The 12,841-nt window shown below is 70.1% G+C and carries 13 protein-coding genes; 9 read left to right on the top strand and 4 right to left on the bottom strand.

Going from position 1 to position 12,841, the window contains the following annotated elements; all coding sequences use genetic code 11:
- Positions 1-11: 11 nt before the first annotated feature.
- Both PGN23_RS10085 and PGN23_RS10080 read right to left on the bottom strand, forming a co-directional pair.
- Positions 12-1,781: a hypothetical protein gene (locus tag PGN23_RS10085; RefSeq protein ID WP_335302743.1), complete on the bottom strand. Its 1,770-nt coding sequence runs from the start codon at positions 1,779-1,781 to the stop codon at positions 12-14.
- A complete protein-coding gene (locus PGN23_RS10080) occupies positions 1,762-1,899 on the bottom strand; it encodes a hypothetical protein (protein WP_335302742.1) in 138 nt (45 codons plus the stop codon). The genes PGN23_RS10085 and PGN23_RS10080 overlap by 20 nt, the downstream gene beginning before the upstream one ends.
- Positions 1,900-2,047: 148 nt before the next feature.
- Here PGN23_RS10080 and PGN23_RS10075 point away from each other — a divergent pair, with 148 nt between their 5' ends.
- The 3 genes from PGN23_RS10075 to PGN23_RS10065 all read left to right on the top strand — a co-directional run bounded on the left by PGN23_RS10075 (position 2,048) and on the right by PGN23_RS10065 (position 4,684).
- Positions 2,048-2,602 (top strand): shikimate kinase, encoded by a 555-nt coding sequence (locus tag PGN23_RS10075; RefSeq protein ID WP_335302741.1) that lies wholly within the window; start codon positions 2,048-2,050, stop codon positions 2,600-2,602.
- On the top strand, positions 2,599-3,696 hold the full coding sequence (gene aroB, locus PGN23_RS10070; RefSeq protein ID WP_335302740.1) for a 3-dehydroquinate synthase: 1,098 nt from the start codon (positions 2,599-2,601) through the stop codon (positions 3,694-3,696). The genes PGN23_RS10075 and aroB overlap by 4 nt, the downstream gene beginning before the upstream one ends.
- 163 nt (positions 3,697-3,859) lie before the next feature.
- The gene (locus tag PGN23_RS10065) at positions 3,860-4,684 is read left to right on the top strand and encodes an alpha/beta fold hydrolase (protein ID WP_335302739.1); all 825 of its coding nucleotides are present in this window, start codon (positions 3,860-3,862) and stop codon (positions 4,682-4,684) included.
- Positions 4,685-4,937: 253 nt separating this feature from the next.
- Here PGN23_RS10065 and serB read toward each other — a convergent pair whose 3' ends face one another.
- The gene (gene serB, locus PGN23_RS10060) at positions 4,938-5,819 is read right to left on the bottom strand and encodes a phosphoserine phosphatase SerB (protein WP_335302738.1); all 882 of its coding nucleotides are present in this window, start codon (positions 5,817-5,819) and stop codon (positions 4,938-4,940) included.
- Here serB and miaA point away from each other — a divergent pair.
- The 6 genes from miaA to PGN23_RS10030 all read left to right on the top strand — a co-directional run bounded on the left by miaA (position 5,818) and on the right by PGN23_RS10030 (position 12,310).
- Positions 5,818-6,723 (top strand): tRNA (adenosine(37)-N6)-dimethylallyltransferase MiaA, encoded by a 906-nt coding sequence (miaA, locus tag PGN23_RS10055; protein ID WP_335304572.1) that lies wholly within the window; start codon positions 5,818-5,820, stop codon positions 6,721-6,723. The genes serB and miaA overlap by 2 nt on opposite strands.
- An 88-nt stretch (positions 6,724-6,811) precedes the next feature.
- On the top strand, positions 6,812-8,587 hold the full coding sequence (ilvB, locus tag PGN23_RS10050; RefSeq protein WP_335302737.1) for a biosynthetic-type acetolactate synthase large subunit: 1,776 nt from the start codon (positions 6,812-6,814) through the stop codon (positions 8,585-8,587).
- Between the two features lie 149 nt (positions 8,588-8,736).
- Positions 8,737-9,252 (top strand): acetolactate synthase small subunit, encoded by a 516-nt coding sequence (gene ilvN, locus PGN23_RS10045; RefSeq protein ID WP_335302736.1) that lies wholly within the window; start codon positions 8,737-8,739, stop codon positions 9,250-9,252.
- 115 nt (positions 9,253-9,367) lie between these two features.
- A complete protein-coding gene (gene ilvC / locus PGN23_RS10040) occupies positions 9,368-10,387 on the top strand; it encodes a ketol-acid reductoisomerase (protein ID WP_335302735.1) in 1,020 nt (339 codons plus the stop codon).
- 501 nt (positions 10,388-10,888) lie between these two features.
- Entirely contained in the window at positions 10,889-11,599 is a 711-nt protein-coding gene (locus tag PGN23_RS10035) for a hypothetical protein (RefSeq protein ID WP_335302734.1), read from the top strand.
- 96 nt (positions 11,600-11,695) lie between these two features.
- Positions 11,696-12,310 (top strand): YceI family protein, encoded by a 615-nt coding sequence (locus PGN23_RS10030; protein WP_335302733.1) that lies wholly within the window; start codon positions 11,696-11,698, stop codon positions 12,308-12,310.
- Positions 12,311-12,355: 45 nt separating this feature from the next.
- On the opposite strand, the gene PGN23_RS10025 is transcribed toward PGN23_RS10030, so the two are convergent.
- A complete protein-coding gene (locus PGN23_RS10025; protein WP_335302732.1) occupies positions 12,356-12,745 on the bottom strand; it encodes a BLUF domain-containing protein in 390 nt (129 codons plus the stop codon).
- Between the last annotated feature and the right edge of the window lie 96 nt (positions 12,746-12,841).

The raw sequence follows: 12,841 nt of genomic DNA, 5'->3' as shown, positions 1-12,841 counted from the left end.
CGCCATCCCCATCACCCGACCCGCGCGATCGCCTCCGCGGCGATCATCCGCGCCTCGCCGTCCAGCCCGACCGCGCGCAGGCCGGACACCACGCGGTACAGCGCGGCGGGCGGAATGCCGCTCCACCGCCCGCTCTGCATACCCACCGCCGCCAGCAGCAGCACCGTTCCGGGCTGACGCTCGCGCGCGGCGCGGTCGATCGCGCGCGTCCAGCTGTTCTCCGCGCCGATCCGCACGTCCAGCGACGACGCGCGCTCCTCCATGTCGCCCTGCGACAGCCGCCCCAGCCCGGCCAGCCCGGCGAAGAACAGCTGCCGCTTCCGCTCCGCCAGGGGCCCTTCGGGCGCGTAGGTGCCGACGACCCCGCCCGGCCGCTGCCCGATCGCATCCGGATCGGCGAGCAACAGCATCGCCCAGGCGTCGCCGCCCTCCTTCACATGCCCGCTCCACCGCATCGCGGTACGGTCCAGCCCGGCGGTCAGCATCGATGCGATCACCCGATCGGCGCGCGCGTCGCCGTCGACCACCGGCAGCCGTCCCGCGGCATGCGCGGTCAGCACCAGCCGGGCATATCGTGCGGCCGGCGTCTCCGCCTCGTCCCACAGGCGCTGCATCGCGTCCAGCCGCGCGCGCGCGTCGTTCGCGGCATAGGCATCGCGCAGCGCATTGGCGGTCCGCGTCAGCGGCGCGGGCATGTCGTCCGCATCGCCCAGCGCCGAATAGAGATCGACCAGCGCCGCGCTGGAGATCACCCCCATCGCCGCCGCGGCCTCCGCCGGCACCGCCCGCTCGGCCAGCGGGATCCCCGGCGCCAGCGCGCGCCATCCCGCGACCTGCGCGCCGACCGTGGCGTACAATTCGTCGGGAATGGAGACGCCCGTCGCCGTCGCCAGACCGAAGCGCCACGCGGTCAGCTCCGTCACCGGCGCCCATTCGATCGTGATCGCCTGTCGGCTGTTCAGGCCCGCGCCCATCACCTTCTGCGCCAGTTGCAGGTCGACCCCGCTCGCCACCCGCCGCCGCCGCACATCGGCGATCAGCGGCTGCGACCGCGCATTGCCGGTCAGCCCGGCGCACATCGCGCGCGCGACGATCCAGCCGCGCTCGCTGTTGCCCGCCGCGTCCGCCAGCGGGCACAGCCCGGCCGGGTCCGCGGTGGCCAGCGCCGCCTGCATCCACACCTGCCGCAGCTTGGGCGTGATACGGTCGGTGTCGACCGCCTGGACGACTGCGCGCGCATCCGCCGCCTCGCCCATGCGCAGCAGCAGCCAGGCGCGCTCCGCGGCGAAATCGGCGCCGCCCACGCCCGCGGGCGTGTCCACCCGCGCCACCAGCATCCGCCGCAGCGCGATCGACAGCCAGCGCGACGGCAGCGGTGCCGACAGCCGCCGCATCAACGTTTCCAGATACGCGCCGTCCGCCGCGCCAAAGGCGTCGCTCGCGAACGCATCGCTCGCCCCCACCCGCGCCAGCGACCGGCGCGCGGACGCGGGCATCTCATAGCGCGGCGTCGGCATCGGAGAGGGGCTGGCGCTGGGGGACGGCAGCGGCGACGGCGATCCGCCGGGGGTCGGCAGCGGCTGGACCATCGGCACCCCGCCCGTGGCGGTGGCGGTGGCGACGGGCGCAGGCGTGCGCGGCGCGGCGCTGGGCGCCGGCGCCGGGTCCGAGAAGCCCGGCGGCAGCAGCGATTCGGGGCGTTCCTGCGCGACCGCGGCCGCCGCGGCGGCGAGCGCCGTGGCCCCCGCCAGCAGCGCGCGCCTAGCTCGCGAGGTTGCCAAGCTCGACCGCCTTCTCGATCCGCGTCGTCGGCTGCTCGGTGGCGCGGCCGGCGAAGAAGAACAGCGCGCCGAACACGATGGCCAGCAGCACCACGACGGAGACGATCAACCGAGACATCAATACTTCCCCGTCACTTTTCTCAGGTGTCACTTTACTCAGGCGTCACTTTAATCATGCGTCCGCCACGATCCGCACCGCGTCGCCGCGGGCGATCCGCGCACCGTCGGTTGCCGACGCCGATGTGCGCTGTATAGCCGGGCGGACGATGTTGCAAAGCCCACCCGTGACCGATCAGACGCCATCCCCCGCATGGCACGGGCAGCCGATCGTGCTCGTCGGGCTGATGGCGACCGGCAAGTCGACGATCGGGCGTCGCCTGGCGACCCGGCTCGGGCTGCCCTTCGTCGATGCCGATAGCGAGATCGAGGCGGCGGCGGGCATGTCGATCAGCGACATCTTCGCGCGCTTCGGCGAGCCGCATTTCCGCGACGGCGAGCGCCGCGTGATCCAGCGGCTGATCGACGGCCGGCCGAAGGTGATCGCGACCGGCGGCGGCGCCTTCATCAACGACGACACGCGCGCGCTGATCCTGGCGGAGACGCTCGCGATCTGGCTCGACGCGCCGATCGCGGTGCTCGCGGAACGAGTCGGTCGCCGCGACACCCGCCCGCTGCTGCGCGGTAAGGATCCGGCCAAGGTGCTGGGCGAGCTGGCGGCGGTGCGCAACCCGCTCTACGCGCTGGCGCCGATCCGGATCGAAAGCGGCCACGGCCCGCACGAAACGACGGTGCGCGCGATCATGGAGGCGATAGGCAAGTGACGATCATCCCCGTGGCGCTGGGCGAGCGCAGCTACGACGTGCGGATCGAGGGCGGCCTTCTGGCACGTGCGGGCGAGTTGCTGGCACCGATCGCGGGCAAGCGGGCGATGACGATCGTCGCGGATGCGAATGTCGCGCCCCATCTCGCCACGTTGGGCCGCTCGCTGGAGGCGGCGGGCATCGCGCACCACGACGTGGTCCTCCCGGCGGGAGAGGGGTCGAAGAGCTGGGCCACGCTGGAGCGGCTGACCGACCGGCTGCTGGAACTGGGGACCGAACGCGGCGACCATGTCGTCGCGCTGGGCGGCGGCGTGATCGGCGATCTCGTCGGATTCGCCACCGCGATCCTGAAGCGCGGCTGCGGCTTCGTGCAGATCCCCACCACGCTGTTGTCGCAGGTCGATTCGTCGGTCGGCGGCAAGACCGGGATCAACGCGCGCGCGGGAAAGAACCTGATCGGCGCCTTCCACCAGCCCAGGCTGGTGCTGATCGATCCCGACGTGCTCGACACCCTGCCCGCGCGGCAGGTCCGCGCCGGCTATGCCGAGGTGGTGAAATACGGGCTGATCGACGACGCCGATTTCTTCGCCTGGTGCGAGGCGAACGGCGCGGCGTTGCTGGCGGGCGACCGCGACGCGCGCACCCATGCCATCGCGCATTCGGTCGCCGCGAAAGCACGGATCGTCGGCGAGGACGAGTTCGAGACGACGGGGCGGCGCGCGCTGCTGAACCTCGGCCACACCTTCGGCCATGCGCTGGAGGCGGAGGCCGGCTTTTCCGACCGCCTGCTCCACGGCGAGGCGGTGGCGGCGGGCTGCGCGCTGGCGTTCGGCTTTTCCGCCGCCACCGGGCTGTGCCCCCGCGAGGATAGCGAGCGCGTCGCGGCGCACTGGCGCGCGAGCGGGCTGCCGGACGGTCTGGCGGCGGCGGGGATCGACGCCCCCGCCGCGAAGCTGGTCGAGCATATGCGCCACGACAAGAAAATGGCGGCGGGCACGCTGCCCTTCCTGCTCGCCCGCGGGATCGGCCAGACGTACCTCGATCGCACGGTGGACCTGGGCAAGGTCGAGGCGTTTTTGGCCGAATCTCGGTAACTACCTCCGTTCGTGCCGAGCGACGTCGAAGCACAGCCACCACTGCCTTCCCGTCGCCGTCGACTTCGCTCAGGCCGAACGGCTGGCAGTCAGCGTACGCCACCGCGCGGAACGCGCCCTCCCGCAACCCGTTACCGCACCTGATCGCCATCAGGAGCACCCCATGCCCTATATCAAGACCCGCGACGGCACCGACATCTACGTGAAGGACTGGGGCCAGGGTCGCCCCGTGATTCTGATCCACGGCTGGCCGCTGTCGTCGGACAGCTGGGACCCGCAGATGAAGGCGCTGGCGGACGCGGGTTTCCGCGCCATCGCCTACGACCGCCGCGGCTTCGGCCGCTCGGGACAGCCATGGTCGGGCTACGATTACGACACGCTGACCGACGACCTGCGCGACGTCATGGAGGCCGCCGGCGCGACCGAGGATGTGACGCTGGTCGGCTTCTCGATGGGCGGGGGCGAGGTTGCCCGCTACATGTCGCGCCATGGCGGCAGGGGCGTGGTGTCGGCCGCGCTGATCGGCTCGGTCGTGCCCTATATGCTCAAGACCGACGACAATCCCGACGGCGTGCCGGAGGAGACGCTGCAGGGGATCGCGGACGGCATCCTGAAGGACCGCCCCAATTTCTTCCGCACCTTCTTCAAGGACTTCTTCGGTGTCGGTTATGTCACCAGCCCGGTCAGCGAGGCGCAGCTCGACTGGGCGTGGCGACTGGCGATGCAGGCCGGGTTGCAGGGGACGCTGAAATGCGCGGAGAGCTTCGGCCACACCGACTTCCGCGGCGACCTGCCCGCGTTCCGCGTGCCCACGCTGGTGCTGCACGGTACCGGCGACAAGACCGTGCCGATCGACACCAGCGCCCGCCAGGCCGCCCGTGGCATCGCCGATGCGCAGCTGGTGGAATATGACGGCGCCCCCCACGGGCTGTTCGCGACCGAAAGCGATCGCCTGACCCGCGACCTGCTGACGTTCCTGGGGCGCTGATCTTTCGTCACCCCGGGCCTGACCCGGGGTCCCGCTCCCATCCGACGCCAGCGCAGAAGCGGGACCCCGGCTCAAGGCGGGACCTTTGCAAAAGGCTACACCGTGCTCCTGCGCAGGCAGGAGCCCAGGGTTGCAGTTCCATAAAGCGTTGTTCTGCTTGGCCCTGGGCTCCTGCCTGCGCAGGAGCACGGCATGGGCTCGATGCCGTTGCACCCGTTTTGCAAAGGCCCGGCTCAAGGCCGGGGTGACGTCGTCACGCCGCCAACCACTCCCGCTTCGGCACGCCCTGCGTCCACAGCAGCGCCGTCAGGTCGCCATGCTCGATCCGCGCCGCCGCCGCCGCCGCCACGACCGGCTTCGCATGATACGCGACCCCCAGCCCCGCCACGCCGATCATCGCCAGATCGTTGGCGCCATCGCCGACCGCCAGCGTCTCCGCCTCGCCCAGCCCCAGCGTCGCGCGCGTCTCCAGCAGCGTCGCCCGCTTCGTCTCAGCGCCAACGATCGGCCGCGCGACCGCCCCGGACAGCGCGTCGCCCTCGATCTCCAGCACGTTGGCGATGGCGCGATCGAAGCCGATCTCCGCCGCGACCGGCTCCGCGAAGCGCGTGAACCCGCCCGATACCAGCACCGCCCGCGCGCCCCAGCCGCGCATCGTGCGCACCAGCGCGCGCGCGCCGGGCATGATCGTCACCCGTTCGCGCAGGCAATCGTCGATCACCCCCGCGGACAGCCCCTTGAGCAGTCCCACGCGCGCATCCAGCGCGCCCTCGAAGTCCAGCTCGCCGCGCATCGCCGCCTCGGTGATCGCCGCGATTCGCGGTTTCAGCCCGGCGTAATCGGCGAGTTCGTCGATGCATTCGATCGTAATCATCGTCGAATCCATGTCCGCGACCAGCAGCATCTTGCGTCGTCCCGCCGCCGGCTGGACCACCACGTCGACGCGCTCGAACGCCCCCTCGACCGCCGCGCGCGCCGCGGCGGGATCGGTCCCGAACGGCACGTCGGCCGCATCGCCGTCGTCGATCCACGCCGCGTCGGCGGGCGCGCAGCCGGCCGCCGCCAGCCGCGCCCGCGCGTCCGCCACGATGCTTGGCGTCAGCCGCCCTGCTGCTATCAGCGTCGCCGTGAACATGCCTATCCCCGCTAAACCAAGGGTGGCGCTCATCGCAGGGCCGACCGCCAGCGGCAAGAGCGCGGCCGCGATCGACCTGGCGGAGCGGATCGACGGCGTTGTCGTCAACGCCGACGCCAGCCAGGTGTACCGCGACCTGCGCATCCTCTCCGCGCGCCCCGATGCCACCGACGAGGCGCGCGTGCCGCACCGGCTGTTCGGCCATATCGACGGCGCGGAGTCCTGCTCCGCGGCGCGCTGGGCCGCCGATGCGCGCGCGATCATCGCGCAGACCCATGAAGCGGGACAGGTGCCGATCCTGGTCGGCGGCACCGGCCTGTACCTGCGCACCCTGCTGGACGGCATCGCCCCGGTGCCCGACATCGACCCCGCCATCCGGACCGCGATCCGCGCGCTGCCCGTCAGCGAAACCCATGCCGCACTGGCACGGGAGGATCCCGCCGCCGCCGCGCGCCTGGCCCCCGGCGACACCGCCCGCATGGCGCGTGCGCTGGAGGTGATCCGCAGCACCGGCCGCCCCCTCGCCGCATGGCAGGCGGAGCGCCACGGCGGCATCGGCGGCGACATCGACCTGCGCGCCATGGTGCTGCTGCCCGATCGCGACGCGCTGATGCAGCGCTGCGACCGCCGCCTGATCGCGATGTTCGACGGCGGCGCCGTCGACGAGGTGGCGCGCCTCCTGGCGCGGGACGACGTCCCTCCCGACGCGCCCGTCCGCCGCGCGATCGGCGTCCCCGAGATCGCCGCGATGCTGGACGGCGCGATCGACCGCGAGCAGGCGCTGGCCCGCGCGCAACTCGCCACGCGCCGCTATGCGAAGCGCCAATATACGTGGTTCCGCCATCAGCCGCCGCCCGGCTGGCTCCGGACGCCCACCGTTAATTCGCAATTTTATTTCGCATAAACCGTTTGACGCGTAACTTTCGATGCCGTAGCGCGCCGCGACCATCGCGGCTAAGGAGGCCGCGCGTTCCCGTTGGAGGAGAAGTGACGTGACCGAGAAGAGCGGAGCAGACATCCTGGTCGAGGCGCTGTGCGATCTCGGCGTGGAGGTCGTGTTCGGCTATCCGGGCGGCGCCGTGCTGCCGATCTACGACGCGCTGTTCCGGCACACCGCCGGCGGCACGCCGCGGATCCGCCACGTGCTGGTGCGCCACGAACAGGCCGCGACCCATGCCGCGGAAGGCTATGCCCGCGCCACGGGGAAGCCGGGCGTCGTGCTCGTCACCTCCGGCCCCGGCGCGACCAACGCGGTCACCGGCATCACCGATGCGCTGATGGATTCGATCCCGATGGTCGTCATCACCGGACAGGTGCCGACGACGCTGATCGGGTCGGACGCGTTCCAGGAGGCCGATACCGTCGGCATCACGCGCCACTGCACGAAGCACAATTATCTCGTGAAGGACCCGGCGCGTCTCGGCCCCGTCATCCACGAGGCGTTCCATATCGCGACGTCCGGCCGCCCCGGCCCGGTGGTGGTGGACATCCCCAAGAACGTGCAGGTCGCGACGGCGAAGTATCAGAAGCCCGGCCCGATCCAGCACAAGACCTATCGCCCTGCCCTCAAGGCGGATCGCGCCGCGATCGAGCAGGTCGTCGACATGCTCGCCGCGGCCGAGCGTCCGGTGCTCTACACCGGCGGCGGCGTCATCAATGCCGGGCCCGCGGCGTCGCAGCTGTTGCAGGAGCTGGCGCGCATCACCGGCGCGCCCGTCACCTCGACGCTGATGGGTCTGGGCGCGTATCCCGCCAGCGGCCCGCAATGGCTGGGGATGCTGGGGATGCACGGCACCTACGAAGCGAACATGGCGATGAACCAGGCCGATCTGGTCGTCGCCATCGGCAGCCGCTTCGACGACCGCGTCACCGGGCGGCTCGACGCGTTCAGCCCCAACAGCCGCAAGGTCCACATCGACATCGATCGGTCGAGCATCAACAAGACGGTACGCATCGACCTCGCCATCGTGGCCGACGCCGGGCACGCGATGGAGGACATGATCCGCGTCTGGAAGTCGCGCCAGCATCCGAAGCCCGATACGTCGGAATGGTGGCGGCGGATCGACGGCTGGCGCGCGGTCCGGTGTCTCGACTTCCCGGAGAACGAGCCCAACGGCTACAACGGCGAGATCATGCCCCAGCGCGCCGTGCGCGCGCTGTGGGAAGCCACGCGTGCCCGCCAGCCGATCATCACCACCGAGGTCGGCCAGCACCAGATGTGGGCCGCCCAGCATTTCGGCTTCGACCTGCCCAACAAGTGGCTGACGTCGGGCGGGCTCGGCACGATGGGCTACGGCCTGCCCGCCGCGATCGGTGCGCAGCTGGGCAATCCCAAGGCGCTGGTGATCGACATCGCGGGAGAGGCATCGATCCAGATGAACATTCAGGAGCTGGCCACGGCGACGCAATATCGCCTGCCGGTGAAGGTCTTCATCCTGAACAACGAATATATGGGGATGGTCCGCCAGTGGCAGGAGCTGACCTATGAGAGCCGCTATGCGGAGAGCTATTCGGATTCGCTCCCCGATTTCGTGAAGCTGGCCGAGGCCTATGGCTGGAAGGGCATCCGCATCGAGCGGCCCGACCAGCTGGAGGCGGGCATCGCGGAAATGCTGGCGCACGACGGCCCGGTGATGGTCGATTGCATGGTGGCGAAACTCGCCAACTGCTTCCCGATGATCCCCTCCGGCGCGGCGCACACCGACATGATCCTGCAGGCGAACGAGGTCAGCGGCACCATGGACGACGAGGCCAAGGCACTGGTTTGAGCAACCCTCCCCCCTCCCTTTCAAGGGAGGGGGCCGGGGGGTGGGTGGCGTGCTCGCGCAACGGCACCTGCGCCTCCCGCCCGCCCCGTATCACCCGGACGCGACCCACCCCCAGCCCCTCCCTTAAAAGGGAGGGGAGCGAGAAGAAGATGCACATCAGCGAAGAGAAAGCCGAGCGCCATACGCTGGCGGTCATCGTCGACAACGAACCCGGCATCCTGGCGCGGATCGCCGGTCTGTTCACCGCGCGCGGCTACAATATCGAGAGCCTGACCGTGTCGGAGGTGACCGCGGACAAGGCGGTCAGCCGGATCACGATCGTCACCTCCGCATCGCCCGCGACGCTGGAGCAGATCGTAGCGCAGCTCGACCGGCTGATCCCGGTCCACCGCGTCCACGACCTGACGGCCGAGGGCCCCCATGTCGAGCGCGAGCTGGCGCTGGTGAAGGTGCGCGGCACCGGCGACCACCGCATCGAGGCGCTGCGCCTGGCCGACGTCTACCGCGCGCGCGTGGTCGACGCGACCACCAGCAGCTTCGTCTTCGAGGTGACCGGCGGGATCGAGAAGATCGACAAGTTCGTCGAGCTGATGGGCGAAGTCGGCCTGATCGAGGTCGCCCGCACCGGCATCGTCGCCATCGCCCGCGGCAAGGACGCGGCGTAAGTTTTCAACAACACCACGTCACCCCGGACTTGATCCGGGGTCCCGCTTCTTCTGCGACGACGAGGAAAGCGGGACCCCGGCTCAAGGCCGGGGTGACGAAAGAGGGAGTATCGAAATGAAGGTCTATTACGATCGCGACGCCGATCTGAACCTGCTCACGGGCAAGAAGATCGCCATCGTCGGCTACGGCTCGCAGGGCCATGCGCACGCGCAGAACCTGCGCGATTCGGGCGTGAAGGAGGTCGCGATCGCGCTGCGCGAGGGCTCGGCCACCGCGAAGAAGGCCGAGGGCGCCGGCTTCAAGGTGATGGGCAACAAGGAAGCCGCCGCCTGGGCCGACATCATCATGATCCTGGCGCCGGACGAGCATCAGGCCGCGATCTGGGAGAACGATCTGAAGGGCAATGTGCGCCCCGGCGCCGCGCTGGCGTTCGCGCACGGCCTCAACGTCCACTTCGGGCTGATCGAGGCGCCCGCCGACATCGACGTCATCATGATCGCGCCCAAGGGGCCGGGCCACACCGTCCGCTCCGAATACGTCAAGGGCGGCGGCGTGCCGTGCCTGATCGCGGTGCAGCAGGACGCCAGCGGCAACGCGCACGACATCGCGCTCGCCTATGCCTCGGGCGTCGGCGGCGGCCGCTCGGGCATCATCGAGACGAACTTCAAGGAAGAGTGCGAAACCGACCTGTTCGGGGAGCAGGCCGTGCTGTGCGGCGGCATCACCCATCTGATCCAGGCCGGGTTCGAGACGCTGGTCGAGGCCGGCTACGCCCCCGAAATGGCCTATTTCGAGTGCCTGCACGAGACGAAGCTGATCGTCGACCTGCTGTACGAGGGCGGCATCGCCAACATGCGCTACTCGATCAGCAACACCGCCGAATATGGCGACATCACCACCGGCCCGCGGATCATCACCGAGGAAACCAAGAAGGAGATGAAGCGCGTGCTGGCCGACATCCAGTCGGGCCGCTTCGTGAAGAATTTCGTCCTCGACAACCGCGCCGGCCAGCCCGAGCTGAAGGCCGCACGCAAGGCGGCAGAGGCGCATCCGATCGAGAAGACGGGCAGCGAACTGCGCGCGATGATGCCGTGGATCGGCGCGAACAAGCTGGTGGACAAGGAAAGGAACTGATCGAAGCGCGGCAGGCGTCGGCGATGCCGATCGCCTGACTCGCGCGAGATCGGCCGGCCCGGCCAGCCGGCCCACAGGGCACGGCTTCGCCGGGTCCGACGGGCCGGCGGGTTGGGAGCCCCTCCGTCACCCCGGGCTCGACCCGGGGTCCCGCTCCTCCCGCGAGGGTGGAAAGGAGCGGGACTCCGGCTCAAGGCGGGGCCTTTGCAAAAGGCCACACCGTGCTCCTGCGCAGGCAGGAGCCTTGAGCCCAGCAGAACAACGCCTTATCGGACCTGCAACCCTGGGCTCCTGCCTACGCAGGAGCACGGGGGGAGACTTTTGCAAAGGTCTCGCTCAAGGCCGGGGTGACGCAACTCAATCTCCCCTGCCTCGAAAGGGAGGGGCCAGCACCCCGATTGCCCCCACCCCCACCTTCCGCTAATCGCCCGCGCCATGCGGACGGCGGCGTTCCACACTTCGTCGTATCGAACCTCCGCGTATGGCGCGCGGCCCGGTCCGGTGAACCGCATCGTCTCCGCCACATTGTCGATCGGGATCGCCGCGCTGATCCTGCTCGCGCTGCTGCGGGTCACGGGGATCCTGCCGCCGTCCGATTACGGCAACGGCCGCCCCCTCGCGACCTTCGACGTCCGCTCGCAGGGGACCAGTGCGCAGCAGCCGACGCGCGAGAAGACGCAGCAGCAGCAGACCCGCAAGGCCGCCGCCCCGGAGCGGACCCCCGCCCCGCGCCCCGACGTGCCGCAGCCGCCCGCCCCGACCCCGCCGTTGGTGCTGCCCGGCGTCATGATCCTGAGCCAGGCCGAGTTCGCCGCCAGCGACGTCGGAAAGATCAAGGGCACCGCCCCCACCCGCAGCACCGATTCGGACGAGACGACGCAGACCGCCGATGCCGCCCCGATCGGGCGCGGCCCCGGCAACGCCGCGGTCTATGCCGGCGACTGGGTGCGCCGCCCGACCGCGGCGGAGATGAATCCGTATCTCTCGAGGCGCGCGCGCACCGGCATCGGCGTCATCCTGTGCCGCACCGCGCCGCGCAACCGTGTCGACGATTGCCGGGAGGTAGGCGAAACGCCGCCCGGTACCGGGCTGGCCGGCACCGCACGGCAGGCCGCGTTCCAGTTCCTGATCCGCCCGCCGACCGTCGGGGGCAAGCCGATCATCGGCGCCTGGGTCCAGATCACCTACGACTTCACGCTGATCGAGCGCTGATCCGCCCGTTCCGCGAAATAGATCGTTTCGCACCTGCCACTTTCGCCCGCGCGCGACGTTGGGCAGCAAGGGCTGAACAACAGGAGGATCACTATCATGCGTCATGCCATCGCCGCCGCGCTCGCCATTGCGGTCGCCGTCCCCGCGGTCGCGCAGATCGCCAGCACCCCGCAGATGCCGGGCAAGCCGACCGCAAAGATCGCGGCCGGCACCTATCAGGTCGACCCCGCCCACACGCAGGTGACCTGGACCGTCAACCACATGGGCTTCTCCATGCTGCAGGGGCAGTTCGGCGCATCGGAGGGTTCGATCACGATCGATCCCGCCACGCTGGCGCAGACGAAGGTCGACGTGACCTTCCCGATCGATCAACTGTCGGTGACCAGCGCGCAGTTCGCCGGGCACCTGAAATCGAAGGACTTCTTCGACGTCGCCGCGAATCCGACCGCACGCTTCGTCTCCACCTCGGTCACGCCGCAGGGCGCGACGCGGGCGAAGATGACCGGCAACCTGACGATCAAGGGCATGACGAAGCCCGTCGCGCTCGACGTGACCTTCGTCGGCGCGGGCACCAACCCGATGAGCAAGAAGACCAACTTCGGCTTCACCGGCACCGGCACGATCAAGCGCAGCGACTTCGGTCTCGGCTATGCCGCGCCGGTCGTCTCGGACGAGGTCAAGCTCATGGTGAACGCCGCCTTCACGGCGTGACGCAATTCAGGCCCCTCCCCTGTGCGGGAGGGGCCCGACTATCGGTCACGCCGCCCGCCGCACCTGCACGAATCCGTCGAACGTCGCGCGTACCGCGGGCGAGGCGTTCGCCACCAGCGCCCCCACCTGCGCCACGAAGGCGTCGCCATCCGCCCCCGGCCGCCGCTCCGCCATGGTCCAGGCGCCGAATTCGCGCACCGGCACCTCACCGCTCGACAGCACCACCGGCGCCCGATGTCGCGGGTCGGCGACGATCCGCGCATAAGTGCGCTCCACCATCGCACGCTCGCCCTCCAGCGCCTGGAGGAAGCGCTTGCCGTCGAAATAGAGCAATCCGGTCAGGCCATCGCGCGCATTGTTGCGGCACGACACGTCCATCACCTCGCGCGTGTTGGGCACCCCGACCGTGCTGCTGATGTAGACAAGCTGAAACATGATCGATCCCTGCGACGACGGCAATCCGTTCTTCCGTTGTGGCGCGCAAGATGTTGCCGCTTCATAAACGGCGCATTGACGCACATCAGGCACACG

The sequence above is a fragment of the Sphingomonas adhaesiva genome (assembly GCF_036946125.1).
Taxonomy (GTDB): Bacteria; Pseudomonadota; Alphaproteobacteria; order Sphingomonadales; family Sphingomonadaceae; genus Sphingomonas; species Sphingomonas adhaesiva_A.
Note: the sequence above shows the minus strand (reverse complement) of the source record. Positions and strands in the feature narration are given on the sequence as shown.

Bases quoted from the DNA above. Each gene is read 5' to 3' on its own strand.
- PGN23_RS10080 (WP_335302742.1), bottom strand. From the start codon at position 1,899: ATGTCTCGGTTGATCGTCTCCGTCGTGGTGCTGCTGGCCATCGTGTTC.
- PGN23_RS10075 (WP_335302741.1), top strand. From the start codon at position 2,048: ATGTTGCAAAGCCCACCCGTGACCGATCAGACGCCATCCCCCGCATGG.
- PGN23_RS10065 (WP_335302739.1), top strand. From the start codon at position 3,860: ATGCCCTATATCAAGACCCGCGACGGCACCGACATCTACGTGAAGGAC.
- miaA (WP_335304572.1), top strand. From the start codon at position 5,818: ATGCCTATCCCCGCTAAACCAAGGGTGGCGCTCATCGCAGGGCCGACC.
- serB (WP_335302738.1), bottom strand. From the start codon at position 5,819: ATGTTCACGGCGACGCTGATAGCAGCAGGGCGGCTGACGCCAAGCATC.
- ilvN (WP_335302736.1), top strand. From the start codon at position 8,737: ATGCACATCAGCGAAGAGAAAGCCGAGCGCCATACGCTGGCGGTCATC.
- ilvC (WP_335302735.1), top strand. From the start codon at position 9,368: ATGAAGGTCTATTACGATCGCGACGCCGATCTGAACCTGCTCACGGGC.
- PGN23_RS10030 (WP_335302733.1), top strand. From the start codon at position 11,696: ATGCGTCATGCCATCGCCGCCGCGCTCGCCATTGCGGTCGCCGTCCCC.
- PGN23_RS10025 (WP_335302732.1), bottom strand. From the start codon at position 12,745: ATGTTTCAGCTTGTCTACATCAGCAGCACGGTCGGGGTGCCCAACACG.